24 protein-coding genes are annotated in these 19,947 nt (G+C 48.9%); 6 read left to right on the top strand and 18 right to left on the bottom strand.

Going from position 1 to position 19,947, the window contains the following annotated elements; all coding sequences use genetic code 11:
* Positions 1-29: 29 nt before the first annotated feature.
* The 8 genes from argS to pta form a co-directional block, all read right to left on the bottom strand.
* Positions 30-1,676, bottom strand: coding sequence for an arginine--tRNA ligase (gene argS, locus ACFFLE_RS09070; protein WP_380570781.1), 1,647 nt, complete (start codon positions 1,674-1,676; stop codon positions 30-32).
* A gap of 4 nt (positions 1,677-1,680) precedes the next feature.
* The gene (locus ACFFLE_RS09065) at positions 1,681-2,079 is read right to left on the bottom strand and encodes a YwiB family protein (RefSeq protein WP_380570780.1); all 399 of its coding nucleotides are present in this window, start codon (positions 2,077-2,079) and stop codon (positions 1,681-1,683) included.
* A gap of 50 nt (positions 2,080-2,129) precedes the next feature.
* Positions 2,130-3,479, bottom strand: coding sequence for a magnesium transporter (gene mgtE, locus ACFFLE_RS09060; RefSeq protein ID WP_380570779.1), 1,350 nt, complete (start codon positions 3,477-3,479; stop codon positions 2,130-2,132).
* Between the two features lie 187 nt (positions 3,480-3,666).
* Entirely contained in the window at positions 3,667-4,191 is a 525-nt protein-coding gene (locus tag ACFFLE_RS09055; protein WP_380570778.1) for a YwhD family protein, read from the bottom strand.
* A gap of 14 nt (positions 4,192-4,205) precedes the next feature.
* On the bottom strand, positions 4,206-5,507 hold the full coding sequence (locus tag ACFFLE_RS09050; protein ID WP_380570777.1) for an HD domain-containing protein: 1,302 nt from the start codon (positions 5,505-5,507) through the stop codon (positions 4,206-4,208).
* A gap of 88 nt (positions 5,508-5,595) precedes the next feature.
* Positions 5,596-5,805 carry a hypothetical protein gene (locus tag ACFFLE_RS09045; protein WP_380570776.1) on the bottom strand — a complete coding sequence of 70 codons (210 nt, stop codon included), beginning with the start codon at positions 5,803-5,805 and terminating at the stop codon, positions 5,596-5,598.
* 99 nt (positions 5,806-5,904) lie between these two features.
* Positions 5,905-6,723: a lipoate--protein ligase family protein gene (locus ACFFLE_RS09040; RefSeq protein ID WP_380570775.1), complete on the bottom strand. Its 819-nt coding sequence runs from the start codon at positions 6,721-6,723 to the stop codon at positions 5,905-5,907.
* Positions 6,713-7,699 carry a phosphate acetyltransferase gene (gene pta, locus ACFFLE_RS09035; RefSeq protein WP_380570774.1) on the bottom strand — a complete coding sequence of 329 codons (987 nt, stop codon included), beginning with the start codon at positions 7,697-7,699 and terminating at the stop codon, positions 6,713-6,715. Before pta ends, ACFFLE_RS09040 begins: the two co-directional genes overlap by 11 nt.
* A 134-nt stretch (positions 7,700-7,833) precedes the next feature.
* Between pta and hemQ the strand changes: the two genes are divergently transcribed.
* The gene (gene hemQ / locus ACFFLE_RS09030; RefSeq protein WP_380570773.1) at positions 7,834-8,580 is read left to right on the top strand and encodes a hydrogen peroxide-dependent heme synthase; all 747 of its coding nucleotides are present in this window, start codon (positions 7,834-7,836) and stop codon (positions 8,578-8,580) included.
* A gap of 202 nt (positions 8,581-8,782) precedes the next feature.
* On the opposite strand, the gene ACFFLE_RS09025 is transcribed toward hemQ, so the two are convergent.
* The 5 genes from ACFFLE_RS09025 to ACFFLE_RS09005 all read right to left on the bottom strand — a co-directional run bounded on the left by ACFFLE_RS09025 (position 8,783) and on the right by ACFFLE_RS09005 (position 11,373).
* Positions 8,783-9,472: a hypothetical protein gene (locus ACFFLE_RS09025; RefSeq protein ID WP_380570772.1), complete on the bottom strand. Its 690-nt coding sequence runs from the start codon at positions 9,470-9,472 to the stop codon at positions 8,783-8,785.
* Between the two features lie 110 nt (positions 9,473-9,582).
* Positions 9,583-9,876: a GntR family transcriptional regulator gene (locus ACFFLE_RS09020; protein WP_380570771.1), complete on the bottom strand. Its 294-nt coding sequence runs from the start codon at positions 9,874-9,876 to the stop codon at positions 9,583-9,585.
* Between the two features lie 144 nt (positions 9,877-10,020).
* Entirely contained in the window at positions 10,021-10,386 is a 366-nt protein-coding gene (locus ACFFLE_RS09015; protein WP_344704256.1) for a DUF423 domain-containing protein, read from the bottom strand.
* A gap of 25 nt (positions 10,387-10,411) precedes the next feature.
* A complete protein-coding gene (locus ACFFLE_RS09010; RefSeq protein ID WP_380570770.1) occupies positions 10,412-10,723 on the bottom strand; it encodes a DUF5327 family protein in 312 nt (103 codons plus the stop codon).
* Positions 10,723-11,373 (bottom strand): uracil-DNA glycosylase, encoded by a 651-nt coding sequence (locus ACFFLE_RS09005; RefSeq protein WP_380570769.1) that lies wholly within the window; start codon positions 11,371-11,373, stop codon positions 10,723-10,725. Before ACFFLE_RS09005 ends, ACFFLE_RS09010 begins: the two co-directional genes overlap by 1 nt.
* Positions 11,374-11,490: 117 nt before the next feature.
* Here ACFFLE_RS09005 and thiD point away from each other — a divergent pair, with 117 nt between their 5' ends.
* From thiD to ACFFLE_RS08980, 5 genes are all read left to right on the top strand, one after another.
* Positions 11,491-12,321, top strand: a complete 831-nt coding sequence (thiD, locus tag ACFFLE_RS09000) for a bifunctional hydroxymethylpyrimidine kinase/phosphomethylpyrimidine kinase (RefSeq protein ID WP_380570768.1) — start codon at positions 11,491-11,493, stop codon at positions 12,319-12,321.
* Positions 12,322-12,369: 48 nt separating this feature from the next.
* Positions 12,370-12,729, top strand: a complete 360-nt coding sequence (locus ACFFLE_RS08995) for a DUF1806 family protein (RefSeq protein ID WP_380570767.1) — start codon at positions 12,370-12,372, stop codon at positions 12,727-12,729.
* An 11-nt stretch (positions 12,730-12,740) separates the two neighbouring features.
* Positions 12,741-13,409, top strand: a complete 669-nt coding sequence (gene bshB2, locus ACFFLE_RS08990; protein ID WP_380570766.1) for a bacillithiol biosynthesis deacetylase BshB2 — start codon at positions 12,741-12,743, stop codon at positions 13,407-13,409.
* Positions 13,410-13,420: 11 nt separating this feature from the next.
* Positions 13,421-14,299 (top strand): GTP cyclohydrolase FolE2, encoded by an 879-nt coding sequence (gene folE2 / locus ACFFLE_RS08985; protein WP_380570765.1) that lies wholly within the window; start codon positions 13,421-13,423, stop codon positions 14,297-14,299.
* Between the two features lie 310 nt (positions 14,300-14,609).
* Entirely contained in the window at positions 14,610-15,422 is an 813-nt protein-coding gene (locus ACFFLE_RS08980; RefSeq protein WP_380570764.1) for an MFS transporter, read from the top strand.
* A gap of 80 nt (positions 15,423-15,502) precedes the next feature.
* On the opposite strand, the gene ACFFLE_RS08975 is transcribed toward ACFFLE_RS08980, so the two are convergent.
* From ACFFLE_RS08975 to ACFFLE_RS08955, 5 genes are all read right to left on the bottom strand, one after another.
* Positions 15,503-16,408 (bottom strand): HAD family hydrolase, encoded by a 906-nt coding sequence (locus tag ACFFLE_RS08975; RefSeq protein ID WP_380570762.1) that lies wholly within the window; start codon positions 16,406-16,408, stop codon positions 15,503-15,505.
* Between the two features lie 61 nt (positions 16,409-16,469).
* Complete coding sequence (gene tadA / locus ACFFLE_RS08970; protein WP_380570761.1) at positions 16,470-16,928, bottom strand: tRNA adenosine(34) deaminase TadA; 459 nt, start codon at positions 16,926-16,928, stop codon at positions 16,470-16,472.
* A gap of 5 nt (positions 16,929-16,933) precedes the next feature.
* Positions 16,934-17,638: an HAD family hydrolase gene (locus ACFFLE_RS08965; protein ID WP_380570760.1), complete on the bottom strand. Its 705-nt coding sequence runs from the start codon at positions 17,636-17,638 to the stop codon at positions 16,934-16,936.
* 45 nt (positions 17,639-17,683) lie between these two features.
* Positions 17,684-18,625, bottom strand: a complete 942-nt coding sequence (locus ACFFLE_RS08960) for an L-threonine 3-dehydrogenase (protein ID WP_380570759.1) — start codon at positions 18,623-18,625, stop codon at positions 17,684-17,686.
* Between the two features lie 15 nt (positions 18,626-18,640).
* Entirely contained in the window at positions 18,641-19,831 is a 1,191-nt protein-coding gene (locus ACFFLE_RS08955; protein WP_380570757.1) for a glycine C-acetyltransferase, read from the bottom strand.
* Between the last annotated feature and the right edge of the window lie 116 nt (positions 19,832-19,947).

Genomic DNA, 19,947 nt, shown 5'->3' with positions numbered 1-19,947 from the left:
CCCCTTGCCGGGAGGCAGGGGGGACCCGTCTACATCTTATCAGGCGCAGAAACACCTATCAGTCCAAGTGCATTGGCGAGTGCTTGCCTCACTGCCTCTATCATAAGGAGATAGGCGGCGGTCTGGGCACGGTCATCCGTCAATACTTTGTCTGCATTATAGAATTTATGGAATGCCGAAGCAAGTTCCTGGATATAATTCGGAATGCGGTGGGGCGCACGGTTTTCCGCCGCATTTTGGACGATGTTCGGGAAGTCGGCAAGCTTCTTCAATACCAGAAGCGCCTGTTCATGCTGGATGACATCAAGGTCCGCAGACTCATCTAATGTATGGCCTGCGTCCTTCGCCTGACGCAATATTGAACAGATCCGCGCGTGGGCGTACTGTGCGTAATAGACCGGGTTGTCGCTTGATTCCGATTTGGCAAGTTCCAGATCGAAGTCGAAATGGGTGTCCGGACTGCGCATCGCAAGGAAGTAGCGGCTGGCATCGACACCGATCATATCAATGATATCCCTCAATGTAATCGCTTTGCCGGTACGCTTGCTCATTTTGACCTCTTCGCCGTTTTCAATCAGGCGCACCATCTGCATGATTTGAATCTCAAGTCGCTCTGGATCTTCACCAAGTGCACCGAGAGATCCTTTCAGACGTTTGATGTAGCCATGATGATCGGCACCGAAAAGGTTGATCAGCTTGTCGAAGCCCCGTTCAACCTTATCAAAATGATAGGCCACATCCGGCATCAGATAAGTATAAGTCCCGTCCTGCTTCCTCAGCACGCGGTCCTTATCATCCCCGAAATCTGTGGTCCTAAGCCACAATGCTCCATCCGCTTCATAAGTGTAGCCATTGGCAGACATCTTTTCCAAAGCCATATCGATTTCGCCCTTTTCATAAAGCATCGATTCACTGAACCAGTTGTCGAAGTGCACATTAAAATCTTCAAGGTCCTGCTTCAGCTTCTTCATTTCGTAGTCGACGCCCATCTGACGGAACATCCTGATACGGTCTTCACGGGTAGTTTCCGCAAGCTCCGGGGACTCCTCTGCCAACTTTTCGGCCATCTTCTTAATATCCTTGCCCATATAGCCGTCCTCCGGCATATACAGTTCCTGGCCAAGTGCTTCCATGAATCTTGCTTCGATGGATTTGGCCAGGTTCTCAATCTGGTTTCCGGCATCGTTGATGTAGTATTCGCGCGTAACATCGTAACCGGCAAAATCCATGATGGCAGCGAGCGTATCTCCGACACTCGCATTGCGCGCATGTCCGATATGAAGGTCCCCGGTCGGATTCGCGCTGACGAATTCAATCAGGATCCTCTCCTTACTCTCCAGTTCGCTCCGGCCGTAATCCTCCTTCTCTGATAAAATCTGCTTGATGATGGCCGTCAGCGAAGCTTCATCCATCCTGAAGTTGATGAAGCCGGGCCCTGCTATCTCGACAGATTTGACGCTTGCCGCTTCCCGGTCCAGATTATCGATGACGATCTGGGCGATTTCACGTGGATTGCGCTTTGCCTGCTTAGTGAGCACCATTGCCACGTTTGTGGAAAAGTCACCATTCGCCTTATCTTTAGGTACCTCTATCTTGACCTCAGGGACGGCTTCAACTATCCCGGCCTGTTCAACTGCTGCTTCGATCGAGCTCTTCAACTGCTGTCTCAAATCCATCGTTTTACCCTACTCTCCTGATTTTATAATGGTAATCCCCAAGCTTGTCTCCGGAGTCATGCACTTCATAATGGATCTCAATGGCCTGCTCACCGATTTCAAGCGACTTTGTCCTGATTCTCAGATGATGTTTGCCGGCCGGGGATTCATAGAATGTATCCGTCATTTCATCTTCAACGAAATGGAAGTTCATATTGATGACGCCGCGGCGCTGTATCTTTACAAAACCATCACCCACCCGGAGGATGACATCCAAAGCATGCTCATCAAGCTGTTCGGCATAGCGCATGTAGATGTCATTGCGCTCTATCACCTCAACATCGACCTTCTGGCTGTAGCGCTTTGTTTCATCATTCATCGTGACGGTTTGGTCCACCTGGTATTCTGCTTTAATGTTATTCATATTATCTCCTTCAAGTACTGTAAATTATAACATACCCCCGCGCACCCTGCCTATATCTGCAGGAGGGTCGTGGCGATCGAAAAGTAGATGGTCAGGCCGATCACATCGTTCAATGTCGTGATAAATGGCCCGCTTGCTACGGCAGGGTCAATCTTCAGCTTGCTGATGATGACCGGCAGGATGGTACCGATGATGGTCGAGATGCTCAAAGTGATCAGCAGGGACATGCCGACGACGAACGCCAGCCACACTTCCTGATACAATACCGTAATCAACAAGACGATGGTCACACCACTTGCCAGACCGACCAGGACACCTGTGGCAAGTTCGCGCCTGAGGATGCGGAACAGTCCATGGTCACGGTATCCGCCTGTTGAGATCAGGCGCACCATCACAGCAAGCGACTGCGTCCCGGTATTCCCTGCTGCATCCATGATGAGTGGGATGAACAGGGACAGCAGCACGACCGCTTCCAAAGTCTCTTCAAAAGCCCCGATGACATTGGCGGTCAACAGCCCGAGGAACATCAGCAGGACAATCCAAGGCGCCCTCTTTTTGGCCGTTTGATAGGGGGAGACCTCCAGATCGACGGTGCCCCTGGAAGCGGCGAGTTCACTCATATCTTCCGTTGCTTCAAACTCGATGATGTCGATGATGTCATCGACGGTGATGATGCCGAGCAGACGATTGGCGCTGTCTATGACCGGGATGGTGACTACATCATAGTCCTGCATGATATGCGCCACAGCTTCCTGATCTTCATCCGCATTCACTGTTATGATGACCTTTTCGCTAAGTGTTTCCATCGTTTGGTGATCTTCTGCCATCGCCAACTCACGCAGGGAAACAAGCCCCTTCAATTTTTCGTCCTCTACAATATAGATTGAATGGAGACCCTCATTCCTCGGAACATGGCGCAGTCTTTCCACGACTTCTTTTGCGCTTTCTTCCTGCGTGGCAGTCATGAACTCCTTCTGCATGATGCTTCCCGCACTATGCTTTTCGTATGCCAGCAGCTCTTCAATGTGGCTGCGTTTCTGTTCGCTCAATCCTTCGAGCAATCTGTTGCGGCGCGCTTCATCCATTTTGGAGAAGAAGCGCTGCACATCATCGGAAGGCAGGTGCTCGAGCATCACCCTGCCATATTCGTCGGACATACGGCTGAACAGCCGCGATTGCCCCGTATATGAAAACCATTTGAAGAGCTTGGCAAAGTCTTCAGGCGGCAGCAGTCCAAAAAGCGCCTTCTGATGCTGCGCTTCCATCTCCTCGATGATCTGATACTGTTCGTTGCTGTGCAACAGCTTAAATTCATCCAAAAACATCTGCGGATCGTCGATAAGCAGATCGATGTAGTTCTGGATCACTTCTTTATCCAGGTGTATCTTAAGGTCCCTCATGGATAAGCACCTCCCTAAAATGATTTTAACTAACGACACTTCCATTATAGACTGAATAACAAAAAAGTGGCCGGGATGTCTCCCGGCCACAAGTGTCCTAGTTATATCTCATATAACTATATATATTCTATATTCCAATGACAGAATCTGCAATCTTTTTATAGATTTGACACAGTATCGTCACAAATCAGTCATTTTTCATTTCTTCCTGGAGCTCGGTTGCGTTATTCCACATTTCTTCGTTATAGGAAATCAGGAACTTCTTTAGGGCTGTACGGCTGAAGCCGTCCATTTTACCCAAGTCGATCTTCCCCTTCACGGCACGGTCCAGCATGTTGACATGCTCAGGCATCAATTTGTAGGCCCGGCGTTTCGTGCGGTTTATCATTTCGAAGCAAGCACCTATGCCACTGTATTGTGGGCCGTTTTCCTTGCGTTCAACCGCCACCCAGACCAGCCATAAGTTTTTGGCATCCTCGCCTTCCACTTCGCTTTTGTCAGTTACCCACTTCACACGGCGCTCCACTTCCGCACGGCCATGGAGACCTCCCATATCGATATATGTTTCACCTGTATCTGCGTTCACATAGACGGGTGCCACATTCTCCAGGCTGATTGATCCGATATTCTGACCTTTGTGCCCGTCAAGCGGGTCATTTTTGATGATGTTGAACTGGAATCCCTTTTTCTTGCCATTGGATTCATTAGCCATTCTATATCCTACTCCTATGCCAATTCATTAAGTAAATTGATGATTTCGCCTTTTAGCTCAAGATTTTCTATCTGCAGTATCTTTTCTTTGGGGTAATACAACTTCGAATCCATGCGGTGCACACCGGTAATGCTATTTATGATGGCGGACTGGGAACTTATCTCCCTCAGTTCCCCGTTATTCCTCATGATATGGATCGGCCAGCGGTTGCTTTTGGAGCCTGGACGGTCGTAATCATATGGCAGATCCGAATAGGAGTCACTGAAGAAATAATACTCGGGATCGATACCGGCCTTCTCGAACAGGTGCTGCAGTTCGGTAAAGGTGATGACTGAACCGTCGAATGGCAGATATTTGAAGAGGTCCCTGTTTACCAGTCGATGCGACAGGTCGCTTAACACAGGGTCACCCTCATGGATCCATTCCTGGAGATAGAAATTGACCACCATTTCGTCCAATCTCAAATAATCTTCGACACTCACTTCCCCGGAAAAGAACGGGATGAAGTATTTTGGTGCCTGCTTGAACTGATAGCCTTCTTCATGCAGATGTTTTGCACGCCGCAATATCAGATTCAAAAGGACCTCTCCACCACGTGAGACCGGGTGGAAGTACACTTGCCAATACATCTGGTAACGGCTCATCAAATAATCTTCGACCGCATGCATGCCGCTCTCCTTGATGATGATCTCATCCTTGCTCGGCCTCATCACCCGCAGTATGCGCTCCATATCAAAGGTCCCGTAGCTGACGCCGGTGTAATACGAATCACGCTGCAGATAGTCCATCCGGTCTGCATCGATCTGACTCGATATCATGCTGATCACCAGCTTATTTTCGTGGGTCTTATCGATCACTTGGGCCACTTCCAATGGGAAATCGATGCCGACCTTCTTCAAAACGGCATTCACTTCGGTATTCCCCAGTATGATCTTACGGGTGAACGCCTCATGGTCGGTATCGAAGATCGTCTCGAAGCAATGGGAAAATGGACCGTGGCCCAAGTCATGAAGCAAGGCCGCCGCAAGCGCAAGCAAACGGTCGTCGTTATTCCACTCTTCAAACTCCTGGAAGTTGGTTACCATACGCCTGACTATTTCATAGACGCCGAGTGAGTGATTGAACCGTGAATGCTCGGCTGAATGGAATGCCAGGTACAGTGTCCCCAGCTGCTTGATCCGCCTCAACCTTTGGAACTCCTTGGTTTTGATCAGATCCCATATCACCTGGTCACGAACATGAATATATCGATGCACCGGGTCTTTGAAGACTTTTTCTTCTACAAGCTGCTTTTTTCCATATTCGTCCTGTGACATCCCGCCACCCTCCCTTCAACTGCCTTTAATGATACTTTACCATAAAAAGATGAGCTACCGAAATACGGCAGCCCAACGATGGGTTTCCTTAAGGGGCGTCGGTGTTCTCCAGCGGGTTCTTCTTATCCTTTTGCTGTTGGACATCCTTCTCCCTTTCTGCTTCCTTCTTGCTGTCTTGCTGGGGCGGGTTATCCGCCGGCACTTCTTCCGTCACTTCATTGCCGGATTTATTCTTCTCTTTTTTAAGCTTCTCTTCTTCTTCCCTTGTCGTCATTCTTTTGTTTTCATCTGCAGTCACATCATCCACTCCTTTTATGGTACTGTTCCACTTGCCGCGGTCGATTAAACCTTATTTCCGCATAAAAAAGAAGGCGCCGGCCAACCAGCCTGCCTTCAATCATTTCTGTTCCAGGACGTGGATATCTTTATTGCGTGTTTTCATCCGCTCGAGATGATGGGTATAGCGGGCTTTCTGCGCTTCATCCATCTCTGGCAGCGGCGTGACTGCACCATGCTCCTTCAGTATGTCGATCATGGCCTCAAGCACCTCATCAACCGACATCTCAGTGCCGAGAAGTTCATTGAGGGAGGCCATATCTTCTGGGTGGACATCCGGATAGGTGAACTTCGTTCCTTCGCCCTTTATGCCCAATGCATAGAACCGGCGCATCACTTCCGCACGCCGACTGCCGCTGCCCGCAATCGAGAGGTAGATCTGCACGGCGACACCATCCCTGATGCGGCGCTGCGAGATGCCTGCGAACTTCCTCCCCCCGATACTCAGATCATAGCTGCCAGGGCAGTAGCTGTGGACGATTTCGCCCGTTTCCACTTCTGCTTCGGAGAAGGTTCTCCTGACCAGGTCCAGCATAAGATCATATCCATCATCTATCTGGGGCAATGTCGATTTCGGCAGGATCAGTGAGATGTTCAAGATGCCGGAATCAAGGACGACGCCGAGACCCCCGCTATTGCGTACGATATATTGGAATCCAGCCTCCTCCAGATAGTTGAGCCCATCCTGAAGATGGGGCAGACGGGCATCGTGCAGCCCGAGTATGACGAAAGGATCATGGACCCATGCCCTGACCTTAGGTATGCCATCCTGCGATACCATTTCCTGAAGTACATCATCCATGGCAAATGACATGAACGGATGGGGGGTTGCATCTACGGGCACAAATTGCCAGTCCGCCTTCAATCCATCAATCGTCATGCTGATTCAAGGCTTGGGTCGCTGTAAACAGCGCCAAGTTATAGACTTCATCCTTGGAACATCCGCGCGACAGGTCATTGACCGGCTGGTTCAATCCTTGCAGTATGGGGCCATATGCTTCAAATCCGCCGAGACGCTGCGCAATCTTATAGCCGATGTTACCCGCTTCAAGCGAAGGGAAGATGAAGACATTCGCGCGGCCTTCTAGCGGAGAGTCTGGTGCCTTCTTCTCTGCCACACCTGGAACAAATGCCGCGTCAAATTGGAGTTCTCCATCAATCGGCACCTCAGGAAGTTTTTCCTGGGCATATTGTGTAGCCAGTTTCACCTTCTCTGTTTCCTCGGTTTTGGCAGAGCCTCTTGTTGAGAAGCTGAGCAGGGCGACGCGGGGCTCCATCTTGAAATCCCTTGCGGTTTTAGCCGTTTCCACAGCCACTTCCGACAATTCCTCAGCATTGAGTTCGGGATTGATTGCACAGTCACCCATGACATAGAGTTCATCTTCACGGATCATGAAGAATACACCACTTGTACGGGAGACACTTGGTTTTGTCTTGATGATCTGCAATGCAGGACGGACCGTATCCGGTGTCGAATGAATCGCTCCGGATACCAATCCTTCAGCACGTCCCGTGTAGACGAGCATCGTACCGAAATAATTGACATCGTTGAGGATCTCATCAGCCTGTTCTGCCGTCACTTTTCCTTGACGACGCTCGACGAATGCATCGGTCAAGGCATCTTTTTCTCCGTAATCTGTAGGATCGATGGTCTCAACCTTGCCCAAATCCAGGTTTTCCTGTTCTGCCAATGCATCCAGCTCTTTTTTGGCACCGAGCACAATCGGTTGGACATAAGTCGTATCCGCCAACTCGACTGCTGCAGTAAGAATTCTTTTGTCGCTCCCTTCAGGAAAGACGATTTTGACATTCTTGCCTTCCAGGTTCGACTTGAGGTCTTTTAGAAATTTACTCATAATATCCTCCTTGATTACCTTTACATACGCAATATTATACTCTTTTTGTCACATCATTTCATCCTTGCATGCTTTTAAAACGTTTTCTTATGGAGTAAAATGAGGAGAGATATCAAAAAAGGAGAGATACACTAATGAACGAAGCTGCACAAACACTTGACGGTTGGTATAGCCTCCACTTGCTCTACAGTGTCGACTGGCCTTCCCTCCGCCTACTGGAAAAAGATGAGATGGAGACGCTCGTCACGGAGCTCCAAGATTTCCTCAAGCGTCAGGAGGAAGTTCATGATAAGAAGGAAGGCAGCTATGCCTTCTACAATATAACTGGACAGAAGGCAGATTTGATTCTATGGATGCTGAGGCCGACAATCGACGAACTGAATGCACTGGAATTGGAATTCAACAAACTGCAGATCAGCGATTTCCTCATCCCTGCCTATTCCTATGTGTCGATCATCGAACTGAGCAACTATTTGGCAAAGGAATCGGATGAAGATCCGTATCAGAATGAGTATGTCAAAAAACGCCTTTACCCGGAAGTTCCAAAATCACGCTACATCTGTTTCTACCCAATGGATAAACGTCGCCAGGGTGAGGATAACTGGTATATGCTCGATATGGAAAAACGTCGTGAGCTCATGCGTTCCCACGGCATGATCGGACGTGGATATGCCGGCAAGGTGAAGCAGTTCATCACAGGCTCTGTCGGACTCGATGAATACGAGTGGGGCGTCACGCTCTTCTCTGACGAGATGCTCCAGTTCAAGAAATTGATCTATGAGATGAGGTTCGATGAGGTTTCAGCGAGATATGGCGACTTCGGAGACTTCTATGTCGGTGTGCACCTGCCAGCGGATTCCTTGCTGTCATTCTTCAGATAAAGTTTAAAACATCATATTGATGGCTATATATTATTAAACACATCCATCAAGTTGGGAGGAATGAGCATGGCCCGTCTACTGCGTAGGCTGATCCCTTTGGCACTGCCATTTATAATCAAAAAGTTCAAGAACCGTAAAAAAACGAAATGATATGATTCTTTCCATAAAAAACAGCCTCCCAAAATCTTGGGAGGCTGTTTTTTCACTTGATTTTTATAGGCAACGAGCGCATGAGTGATTGGATTAAGGCGATTGTAAACAATATGAGCAGTCCGCTGAACACAAGGGTAAGGAAGATGTTGCCTGATGCGCCACTGATCATGTTCAGCTCGAACAACACCCCTTCGGTCCGGAATGTCCATAATGATTCTATCGCTACAGCGATGCCGACACCAAGTACAATGGCGATGAGTCCACCGAACCACCCACGGTAGAATCCGATGCTGATGATGAATCCTGCCAGGTAGAACAGATAGGCGGCCAGCAGATGGCCAAGCACCATGGAGACAGGACCACCCATACCTGATGCGGTGGTTTGTGTACCGAACCATGGCATCACGCCTAGAATCAAAGATATGATGCCAGCCACTGATGCAAGGGTTACGGTGAAGATGACACCTGTCCATAACACCGCCCGCATAAACGTCATCCGTGTCAATCCAAGCTGGATTGCACGCTCCAGAAACACGAATACTGTGAGAATGCCTACCACCAACATGAATATGCGGTTGGCCCCAGATGCCATAAAGAAGAATGACATGCCGTTGATTCCGGAGTCATCTATAAAAAGCATCAGCAATATATAAAGGGCAACCATAACAACCATATACCACACGGCCCACTTCGCCATCTCCTTCGAGAAATCGGCCGTCGCCAGTTTCATCTTGTCCATTTTATCCCTCCTTGGTCGCAGTCAATATGGTGAAGAGTTCCTGCACCTTCAATGGCGCAATGTAGAGATGCTGTTGCCTTGCAGCCTTACGGTCTGCTTCATCTAGAGGTTCAAGCACCACCGCCGAGCGGATCGATTCGTTGGTGTGCGTTGAAAGTACATTCATAGCGTCTGTGAGGCGGATCACTTTTTCCTTCGCCCCGCTTTTTATAGAGCAGACCTTCCTCCACCAATTCATTCACGCCTTTCGCCACGGTCAGATGATTCACTTTATAGAGGTGGACAATTTCATTAGTTGAAGGAATCCTGTCATGTGGCTCGAATATGCCATCGATGATCTGGTCGCCAATCCATTTTCCGATCTGATGGAATATGGGTTGGTGGTCATTCAAAACACTGTTCATGCGCATCTCCCCTCGACATATGGTCATATATATAAGTATATAACCTGTATATCAAATGTTAAACTGGAACTGATGGACTAATGCTTTGACGCATTTTATCCCCATACGATAAAACCTCCGTTTACACGGAGGTCATGTTGTCTTTTATATTTTGATCATACCGACAATCAGGAATACCCATCCTGCCAGGAACAATACACCGCCGATGGGGGTGATGGCACCGAGGATCGATATACCGCTGACTGCCAGAATATAGAGGGAACCGCTGAAGAAGATGATGCCAAGCAGCATCAGCCATCCTGCTGTCCCGAGGAATGGGGCGCCAGTCAGTTGGACCAGAATTCCAACGGCAATCAGGCCAAGGGCATGGTACATCTGGTAGGACACAGCCTTTTCCCATACATCCATGTAATGTTCGCTTATCTTACCCTCGAGTCCATGGGCCCCGAAGGCACCGCACGCCACTGAAATGAATGCATTTATCGCACCCATTATGATGAAAAGTTTCATTTTGCCTACTCCTTACGTATTAAGTCTAAAAGTCAAACAGTGATTCTCCATTGCCTGAGCCGTCTTCTGTCTCAAGCTGCCGGCCTTTTGTCTCCTGCCGGGTTGAGTGGGGCACGCTGCCGCCCATCTGTTCCAGCATCCTGCGGTCTGTTTCGGACATCGAGCCCGGGACCGTATGATTCGCTTCAGGATGTGCATCACCCGCATCCTCTCCGGTCTTCAGAAGACTGAGGAGTCGTTCCATGGCATATACGTGTTTGTCGAACTCATGCTGCCCGCCTGCTGTTTCCATAAGGTTCAGCTCCTGCTTGAGTTCTGCGATGATTTCACGCCTCATTACCGTTCACTCCAGTCCACAGGTTCCCGGCCGCGGGATGTCAGGTAATCATTGGTCCGGCTGAACGGCCGTGTGCCGAAGAAGCCCCTATATGCAGAGAGTGGGCTTGGGTGCGTCGATTTGATGACATGATGTTTGGTCGTATCGATCAATTTTTCTTTCTGTTGAGCTGGCTTGCCCCACAGTATGAAGACGACATCTTCGAGATTCCCCGAAACTTTCTGTATAACGCCGTCGGTAAACTTCTCCCATCCAAGACCTCTGTGCGAATGTGCCTGATGGGCATCAACCGTAAGCACGGTGTTCAGCAGCAGCACACCTTCTTCTGCCCAATCCTTCAGATTGCCCTTGGTCCGCTTGATACCGAGGTCGGACTCCAGCTCCTTATACATGTTGCGCAGGGAGGGCGGCACTTTGACGCCTTCATTGACCGAAAACGCAAGACCATGGGATTGGCCTTCACCATGGTAGGGGTCCTGGCCGATGATGACGACCTTCACCGCTTCGAATGGCGTCAGTTCGAAAGCTGTATATATTTCTTCACGGGGCGGGAATACGGGGCCCGTGCGATATTTTTCTTCAAGTGTCTCTTCAAGTGAGGAGAAATCATTCTCCTGCTTAATCATTTCAAATACATCTTTCCATTCCATCTCTCTTCACCTCTGTCTAAATTTTAATTATATCATCTATACAAGCATCTCTCTAGAAATACACTCCCTTATATAGTAAAATACCATTATTAATGACACATTGGAGGAATTTAAATCATGGCACTTAAAAAGACGCTCACTATTGCGGGTTCAGATACAAGCGGCGGCGCAGGAATTGCGGCTGACCTGAAAGCTTTCCAGGAGCATGAAACATACGGCATGACTGCATTGACGACCATTGTCACAATGGATCCCGAAACATGGTCCCACGGCGTCAATCCGATTCCGCTGGAAGTCGTGGATGACCAGCTTGAAACGGCACTATCCATTTCCCCGGATGCAATCAAGACAGGCATGCTGCCTTCTGAAGAAGTGATAGAACGCAGTAAGAAAGCCTTTCTCGACAGCCAGGCCGACCACTTCGTCGTCGACCCGGTCATGGTATGTAAAGGGGATGACGAAGTCCTCAATCCAGGACTTGTGGATGCCATGATTGAACACCTTCTTCCACATGCAACAGTCGTCACACCGAACCTTTTCGAAGCCGGGCAGCTGGCAGGGAGGAAGACACCAAAAACTTTGGATGAGGCCAAAGCATGTGCTGAAGTCATCCATTCCAAAGGTGCCGATCATGTCATCATCAAAGGTGGTTCCGAAATCGATGGCGACAAAGCAGTGGATGTCTATTATGATGGCAATGAATACCACCTGCTCTCAAGCGACAAGATAGATGCTTCCTACAACCATGGCGCTGGATGTACTTTCGCCGCGGCCATCACTGCAAATCTTGCGAACGGCCAGGATCCTCTGGAAGCGATCAAGAATGCAAAGGCATTCGTCACTGCAGCGATCAAAAACGGCTGGAAGATGAATGAACATGTCGGTGTCGTACGCCACGGTGCACTCAATACCGTCGAAAAAATTGATGTTACAGACGAACAAATATAGAGGGGAAATGCTTTCCCAAGGCTTTAATTTAAGGAGCGTTTCACAGATATGGAAAAAATCAATCAGGATAAGGTCCAGCAGCTGCTGGACAGCTATCAGAACAAGAAAGTGTTTGTACATGTCGAAATTACCGGAGGCATGTACGCCAGCCACTTCGACGAGAAAGTCTTCAATGCTGGCATGTTCCTCCGCAACGTCCAGGTGACATACGTCCAGGGTGGCATACGCGGCGGCGAAAATGGTGAATACCGCGTAGGCCTCAAGCTCGACAATGAGGGCTGGATATACGTCCTTGGCCTGACTCATTACGAAGTGAATGACAACAATGAATTTATCATGCATGGTTTCAACTACGATGGAAAACTCGCCAGTGCATTGGAAATCTCAACCCAGGAATTCTTGAAATAGGAGGCACGGACATGGAAAAGGAAAGACAAGTACTCGTCATCTTCCCCCACCCCGACGATGAAGCATTCGGCGTCAGCGGGACGATGAGCCGCTACGTGGATATGGGCGTGCCCGTCACATACGCCTGCCTGACATTCGGCGATATGGGACGCAACCTCGGCTATCCGCCATTTGCAACACGCGAATCACTGCATGAAATCAGAAAAAAAGAAGTGCAGGAAAGCGCGCGACTGATTGGCCTGGATGATCTGCGCCTGTTGGGCTACCGCGACAAGACGTTGGAATTCGAAGCGCCAGGTCACTTGAAGGGCGTCGTCAAAGATATGATTGATGAATTGAACCCGTCAAGGATCATCACATTCTATCCGGGCTACTCCGTCCACCCCGACCACGAAGCAACGGCTGAAGCAGTCGTTGCAGCAGTAAAGGAGATGGCGCCTGCAGAACGTCCGGCGCTCCAACTCGTCGCATTCAGCAACGACACATACAAAGATCTCGGGGAGCCCGATATTTCGGTCGATATTTCAGGTTACGAAGACCGCAAGGAGAAAATCATGGCCGCCCATGAATCCCAGACCGGTCCACTTCTGAAGACACTCGCCGGAAATACTGCGGAAAGTGAAGCAGCCCGCCAGATGTGGATGAAGAATGAAGTGTTCTACAGTTATGATATAGATTAAGGAGAAGAGACATGGAACAATTGGATCTCACTACGAGAGAAGGCCGTTTCAAGCATTTCGGATCCGTCGATCCCATAGAAGGAAAAAAGCCTACAGAGAAGGAATGCATGGCCGATCTCCAAAGTTCAAAGAAGGATTTTCTGTTTGAGGTCGACTCGGTCGGCATAAATAATTTGAGCTATCCAGTCGTCATCGGTGACTACCAATCGGTCGGCACCTTCGAATTGGCTACAAGTCTGAGACGCGATGAAAAGGGCATCAACATGAGCCGCATACTTGAATCGCTGGAGACGGAGAATGATCGCGGTGTGTCACTCGACTTCACCACTCTCGGAAATGTATTGAAAACACTGCGTACGCGCATGCATCAGGAAGAAGCGGAAATTACCGGAACAGGTAAATGGTATTTCCCTAAACCGAGCCCCGGCACCCGTCTGAGCGGCATGGCGCATGCTGATGTTGAATACGCCTTGAAGATCGACGGTGATGGCGTACAGCAGAAAAAACTGGGCATGACGGCAATGGTCACTACACTGTGCCCTTGCTCAAAGGAAATCAGTGAATACAGTGCGCATAATCAGCGCGGCTACGTAAAAGTGCTGCTCGACATCGATCCAGAAGCCGAATTGCCGGAAGATCATAAGGAGCAGCTGTATCAGCTGCTTGAGATCAACGCATCCTCCCAGCTCTATCCGATACTGAAGCGTACGGACGAAAAGATGGTCACAGAACGTGCCTATGAAAACCCACGCTTTGTAGAGGACCTCATCCGCCTGATCGCCTATGATCTGGTGGAGCTTGACTGGGTCAAAGGCTTCGAACTTGAATGCCGCAATGAAGAAAGCATCCACCAGCATGACGCCTTCAGCAGGATGTCATACCAAAAATAAACGCCCCCCTCATATAGAAGCGATGGGACGCACAAAAGGACATGACAGCGTTAAGCTGCCATGTCCTTTTTTATATGGTATTCCCTTACCAGAAAAATCGTGACATCTGAGGCAATGGATGGTGGACATCCATTTATATGTAGCATCAGAGTAGAAATCAAATGCGCCTATGCCTTCCATTTTCAATGATTCCTATGAAAGGCAGACCGGTCTCTACTCCCACTTCAGCGTCCTGCCCCGGCCATCTCCAAAAATGATATCGCGGATCATGTAGAATTCTTTTGTGAAGTGGGAATCCTTTATATCTTCGATGGTGCCCTCAACCCTGCGGAACGCTTTTCTCGATTTTCTTCTCGACTTCAAGCTCTACTACACCGAAGCGGAAAATAACCTTGAGGAGGGCACAGGGAGCAGGTTCAAGCGTGACATCAGCCAAGGATTCATCTTCATAGCCAAAAATAAAGTATTCAAATCCCTCCTGCTCATCGCCGCTCTGATAAACTTCATGGCTGGAGTCATTACGATCTTCCCTGAAAAGATGATTATCCATGAACTGTCTCTCCAGCCGGAAACTGTCGGTATCGTCAATGCCATCGGAGGACTTGGCGTACTTGCAGGTGGCGTGGCGGTTGCCAGAATCAAGCAACTTGATAATCCATTTCTGCTCATGAAGAGGGGACTGTCTGCATTTGCCGCCCTGGTCGTCGTCTACCTGCTGCCCCTATATCTTGGCGGAGACATCGTGTCGCTTGTGCTGATCATCGGAGGCATCGGCCTCAGCGTCGCCATGGCACTACAGTTCATCAATATACCGATCAGTCTATTCGTCCAGCTCGTCACCCCCCAACACCTCAAGGGACGGGTGTTTTCGACCATGAACCTCTGTTCCATGAGCATCATGCCGGTCGGTGCCATCTTTTATGGTTTCCTCTATGATTTCGAGCTCTATTGGGTCATCAACATCATCAGTGCAATTCTGATGCTTGCGGTAGTGCGCATCTTCTTCAACGAAGACCTCATCACCAAATCGAAAAGTATGTACGCGACTGCCAAGCAGGAGGTGGAGGAGATGGACGGGGAATCAGATGAAAGTCATTCAGAACCCACTCCCCAGAGCGTATAAGATTTAATAAAATGCCCGATTCCTTATGAGAAATCGGGCATTTCTGATATCGGTGCTGAGCCGGAGCAAAGCATCAGACTCTATGATTCGGATAAGTCCCCAGCCTGGGCTTCCTGCTTTTCTTCAAGTAGGTCAAGCGCCTCTTCAATGGCTATGGCGACACCGTCTTCGGTATTGCTTTCCGTCACCTTGTCTGCGATGGCCTTCACCTCGGAAGCTGCGTTCCCCATTGCCACTGCCGTACCAACCCGTTTCAGCATGGAGATGTCATTGAGGTTGTCCCCGACTGCCATGACATCCTTCATATCAATATTCATGATGTTGGCGATATCGGTGAGTGCAATGCCTTTTTGTGCATTTTCATGGGTCAGTTCTATATTGCCTTCAGATGAAGAGGATACCGCCAGATTACCGATATCGTAGAGTTCATTTCTCGCCCGGAAAAGTTTTGGTTTGCTTGGTGAAGAGGCGAGCAGTTTCAAGATGTTCTCTTCCTCATTCTCGAATATCGTCCTATAGTCGTCAGTCTCCACCAAGGTGCCGCTTTTCAGGCGTTCTTCCATGAATCCTCTGATCCTTTTCTCGCTGGCAGGATTATTTTCTTCCCCGGCAAGTTCCATGAAAATCTGGATATCACGTTCCACATCTGCCGTATAGATGGCACGATCGGTATAGATCTGATAGAAAATATCCTCTGAGCGGAACACGTCCGCCACCTTATGGACCAGTTCGGCATTCAGCGCATTCGTTGCCAATATTTCATGGGACTCGTTGCGCACCTCTGCTCCGTTCAGACATATATAAGGCAGCGGCGTATTGAGCTGGCGTATGATGCCATGTGCTTCATAGAAGGCACGCCCAGTCGCCACGACAACCTGTATTCCCCGTTTCATCGCTTCATTGATCGCCTCCATATTCCGGCGGCTGATGTCATGGTGGGGATTCAACAATGTCCCATCCATATCCAATGCGATTAATTTGACCATAAGCGCTCTAAAACTCCCTTATCATTTTAAATTCATTTTATCAGAAAATTCATTCAACATTCTACTTTTTATGTTTTTTCCTGAGGTTTTTAAAAAACGAAGTCAATAAGCCACTGCATGTATCCTCCAATACACCGGAGGTCACTTCTGCACGGTGATTGAAACGCGGTTCATCCAAAAGGCGCATCAGACTGTCTACTGTGCCACCTTTAGGATCTCTCGCCCCGTACACTACATGGGGGATGCGGCTCATTACAATCGCACCTGAACACATGGCGCAAGGTTCCAAAGTGACATAGAGTGTACAGGCTTCAAGCCGCCATGATCCCACTACTGCACTCGCCTGCTCAATGGCGATCATCTCTGCATGGGTCAATGGGTTCTGTGAGGTTTCCCTGAGATTGTGCCCCCGTGCGATGACACGGCCGTCACGGACGATCACTGCCCCGATCGGAACTTCACCGATCTCCCTTGCCTTTTCCGCTTCTTCCACTGCCGACGCCATAAATGCCTCGTGCATGACCCTCACCACCTATTCTCCAGGATGAAACGCCCATCTTCAATGATATCCGCTACACTATCCAACACCAGATCGGCACCTTCCAGGTCCTCTCTACGCGAAGTGCCTGACAGCACGCCGATCGTCCGGAGGCCTGCTTCATACCCAAGCATCGTATCCACCCGGTTATCCCCCACCATCACCATCTCATCAATGGTGTAGCCATACTTTTTTATAAGCGGGTCAAGTATGCGCAGGTCTGGTTTATGATAGGGCGAATCGTCTCCCGCTATAATGTGATGGATGACCGATTCCAATGAAAATTTTTCGATGAAATACTTTGTGCTCAAGCGACTGTCGCTGGTCACGATGATATTTACATGACCATTTTCTGCAAGACGACTGAGCACAGGGGCGGCTCCTTCGATCAATTCCATATTATTGCGCAGGAGATCGAGATTCTCTTCGTAGAAGGTCTTCATCCATTCACCGGCGCCACTCTGATAGCGTTCAAAGCAATCTTGTATATTCTGGCCCGTTCCGCTTGCCAGTATGGAGTTCGGGGCGATGCGCCCATTGATCAGTCCTAGGCGATGGGCGAGTTCATCCTTGATGTCATGACGGTCGAATTCCTCTGCAAAGGCTTCGATTGTGGTTTTGGCGTAAGGCGTCCAAATTTTATGGTAATCCATCAGTGTGCCATCTTTATCAAACAAAATTATACGCGTCATTAAACTGCCCCAATCAGAAAAATAAGAAGGCAATATGCCTTCTTATCATTTATTTCGTATTGCTTCCAACATTGTTACAGTCATTTTTTCAAGGTCGTATTGTGGTGCAAATCCCCACTGCCGTTCAGCTTCCGTCGCATCGATGGCGTTCGGCCAGCTCTCTGCGATTCCCTGACGTACAGGATCTACATCATAGAACAGTTTGAAGTCAGGTATATGCTTTTTGATTTCATTCGCCACCATCTCAGGATTGATGCTCATCGCTGTGACATTGAAGGCATTGCGGTGTTCCAGATTCGAAGCATCCGCTTCCATCAGCTTGATGATCGCCTCGATGGCATCATCCATGTACATCATGTCCATATTCGTATTTTTATCTATAAACGATGTATATTGTCCATTCCGGATGGCTTCAAAGAAGATTTCAACGGCGTAATCGGTTGTACCGCCGCCGGGCTCCTTCACATGGGAGATGAGTCCCGGGAACCTCACGCCCCGTGTATCCACACCGAATTTCTCATGATAGTAGTCACACAGCAGTTCACCCGATACTTTATTCACACCATACATTGTGGTCGGCCTCTGGATGGTGACCTGCGGGGTGTTCTCCTTCGGAGTCGATGGTCCAAAAGCACCGATGGAACTTGGGGTGAAGAATTTAAGATCCCGCTCCCTTGCGGTCTCAAGGGCGTTTACAAGTCCTCCCATATTGATGTCCCAAGCAAATTGCGGATTCTTTTCGCAAGTCGCGCTGAGTAGCGCGGCCATATGCATAATCGTATCGGGTTTGAAGTCCTCTACGATTTCATCCATCCGCGTTTTATCCCTGACATCCAGGATTTCAAAAGGCTTACCTTTCAATTCGTCACTCTCAGGTTCTTTGATGTCCGTCGGCAGAACATTTTCGTCCCCGTATTTCTCTCTTAGTTTTAAAGTCAGCTCAGTGCCGATCTGCCCGAGCGCACCGGTAATAATGATCCGTTCCATCGCCGTGCTCCTTAATTATGAGATTACGTTCAGTTCTTTACCTACTTTTTCATATGCAGCAAGCGCATCATCCAACATTTCTTTAGTGTGTGCTGCCGTCGGCATGTTCCTTACACGCCCTGTACCTTTAGGCACAGTCGGGAAGACGATCGATTTGGCGTATACGCCTTCTTCCATGAGGCGTTTCGAGAACTCCTGTGTCGTCTTTTCATCACCGATTATGCAAGGTGTGATCGGTGTTGCGGAATTACCGATATCAAAGCCAAGATTCTTAAGGCCTTCTTTCAGGTAATCACCGTTCTCCCAGAGTTTATCGTGTAGCTCTGTAGAATCCATCAGCTTGTGGACTGCCTCAGTTATCGCACGCGTATCACCAGGCGTCAGTGATGTGGAGAATAGGAATGGGCGGGCTGCCACTTTAAGGTAGTCGATCAGATTCTGGCTGCCTGCAACATAGCCGCCGACTACACCGATTGCTTTTGACAGTGTACCCATCTGGATGTCGATTTCCTTCTCAAGGCCGAAGTGCTTGACAGTTCCTGCACCTTTGCCCATGACACCTGAACCGTGTGCATCGTCCACATACGTGATGAGGTCGAATTCTTTGGCGATTTCCACGATTTCCGGCAACAATGCTACGTCGCCATCCATCGAGAATACACCATCCGTAATGTACATGACTTTCCCGTATTGGCCGGATTCTACAGCTTCTTTGGCTTTTTTGCGGAGATCATCCATATCGGAGTGGTTCACACGGATGATTTTTGCGCGGGAAAGGCGGCACCCGTCGATGATTGAAGCGTGGTTCAATTCATCAGACAAAATCGCATCCTCTTTGCCCATGACCGCCTGGATTGCTGCCATGTTACAGTTGAAGCCGGATTGGAATGCAACTGCCGCTTCAGTGCCTTTGAATTTAGCCAAAGTCTCTTCCAGGTCCACATGCAGATCCAGGGTACCGTTGATCGTACGTACGGCGCCTGCGCCTACACCATGGGTATCGATCGCTTCTTTCGCAACCTTCTTTAGCATCTCGTCCGTCGCAAGGCCGAGATAGTTGTTGGAAGATAGATTGATCAACTTCTTGCCGCCAATCGTGATTTCCGGTCCATTGGCCCCTTCAACCACATCGATTTCATTATAGAGTCCGTTATCTTTCAATTCCTGCAGATTTGATGCAAGGTACTCATCCAAAATTTTAGACATTTACAATCTCCTCCTCTTTCCCATATCATATCATAATTAAAAGCTGTCTTAGAATTGAAACGATGTTTTTATTAAGTTTCAAAAAGTTAGAAAATTTGATAATATTATATGACATG

It is taken from the genome of Salinicoccus siamensis, assembly GCF_042429615.1.
Taxonomy (GTDB): domain Bacteria; phylum Bacillota; class Bacilli; order Staphylococcales; family Salinicoccaceae; genus Salinicoccus; species Salinicoccus siamensis.
The sequence above is the reverse complement of the archived record's forward strand: the minus strand, read 5'-3'. Positions and strand labels throughout refer to the sequence as shown.

Excerpts from the sequence above, each read along its gene's own strand:
- ACFFLE_RS08980 (WP_380570764.1), top strand. The coding sequence starts at position 14,610 with ATGGTGCCCTCAACCCTGCGGAACGCTTTTCTCGATTTTCTTCTCGAC.
- ACFFLE_RS08995 (WP_380570767.1), top strand. The coding sequence starts at position 12,370 with ATGGAAAAAATCAATCAGGATAAGGTCCAGCAGCTGCTGGACAGCTAT.
- pta (WP_380570774.1), bottom strand. The coding sequence starts at position 7,699 with ATGAGTAAATTTCTAAAAGACCTCAAGTCGAACCTGGAAGGCAAGAAT.
- ACFFLE_RS09010 (WP_380570770.1), bottom strand. The coding sequence starts at position 10,723 with ATGAGGCGTGAAATCATCGCAGAACTCAAGCAGGAGCTGAACCTTATG.
- mgtE (WP_380570779.1), bottom strand. The coding sequence starts at position 3,479 with ATGAGGGACCTTAAGATACACCTGGATAAAGAAGTGATCCAGAACTAC.
- ACFFLE_RS09025 (WP_380570772.1), bottom strand. The coding sequence starts at position 9,472 with ATGGACAAGATGAAACTGGCGACGGCCGATTTCTCGAAGGAGATGGCG.
- ACFFLE_RS09040 (WP_380570775.1), bottom strand. The coding sequence starts at position 6,723 with ATGACGATTGATGGATTGAAGGCGGACTGGCAATTTGTGCCCGTAGAT.
- ACFFLE_RS09050 (WP_380570777.1), bottom strand. The coding sequence starts at position 5,507 with ATGTCACAGGACGAATATGGAAAAAAGCAGCTTGTAGAAGAAAAAGTC.
- bshB2 (WP_380570766.1), top strand. The coding sequence starts at position 12,741 with ATGGAAAAGGAAAGACAAGTACTCGTCATCTTCCCCCACCCCGACGAT.
- ACFFLE_RS08960 (WP_380570759.1), bottom strand. The coding sequence starts at position 18,625 with ATGGAACGGATCATTATTACCGGTGCGCTCGGGCAGATCGGCACTGAG.
- tadA (WP_380570761.1), bottom strand. The coding sequence starts at position 16,928 with ATGCACGAGGCATTTATGGCGTCGGCAGTGGAAGAAGCGGAAAAGGCA.
- argS (WP_380570781.1), bottom strand. The coding sequence starts at position 1,676 with ATGGATTTGAGACAGCAGTTGAAGAGCTCGATCGAAGCAGCAGTTGAA.
- ACFFLE_RS08975 (WP_380570762.1), bottom strand. The coding sequence starts at position 16,408 with ATGGTCAAATTAATCGCATTGGATATGGATGGGACATTGTTGAATCCC.
- ACFFLE_RS08965 (WP_380570760.1), bottom strand. The coding sequence starts at position 17,638 with ATGACGCGTATAATTTTGTTTGATAAAGATGGCACACTGATGGATTAC.
- ACFFLE_RS09020 (WP_380570771.1), bottom strand. The coding sequence starts at position 9,876 with ATGAACAGTGTTTTGAATGACCACCAACCCATATTCCATCAGATCGGA.
- ACFFLE_RS09015 (WP_344704256.1), bottom strand. The coding sequence starts at position 10,386 with ATGAAACTTTTCATCATAATGGGTGCGATAAATGCATTCATTTCAGTG.
- ACFFLE_RS09005 (WP_380570769.1), bottom strand. The coding sequence starts at position 11,373 with ATGGAATGGAAAGATGTATTTGAAATGATTAAGCAGGAGAATGATTTC.
- folE2 (WP_380570765.1), top strand. The coding sequence starts at position 13,421 with ATGGAACAATTGGATCTCACTACGAGAGAAGGCCGTTTCAAGCATTTC.
- hemQ (WP_380570773.1), top strand. The coding sequence starts at position 7,834 with ATGAACGAAGCTGCACAAACACTTGACGGTTGGTATAGCCTCCACTTG.
- ACFFLE_RS09055 (WP_380570778.1), bottom strand. The coding sequence starts at position 4,191 with ATGGCTAATGAATCCAATGGCAAGAAAAAGGGATTCCAGTTCAACATC.
- thiD (WP_380570768.1), top strand. The coding sequence starts at position 11,491 with ATGGCACTTAAAAAGACGCTCACTATTGCGGGTTCAGATACAAGCGGC.
- ACFFLE_RS08955 (WP_380570757.1), bottom strand. The coding sequence starts at position 19,831 with ATGTCTAAAATTTTGGATGAGTACCTTGCATCAAATCTGCAGGAATTG.
- ACFFLE_RS09065 (WP_380570780.1), bottom strand. The coding sequence starts at position 2,079 with ATGAATAACATTAAAGCAGAATACCAGGTGGACCAAACCGTCACGATG.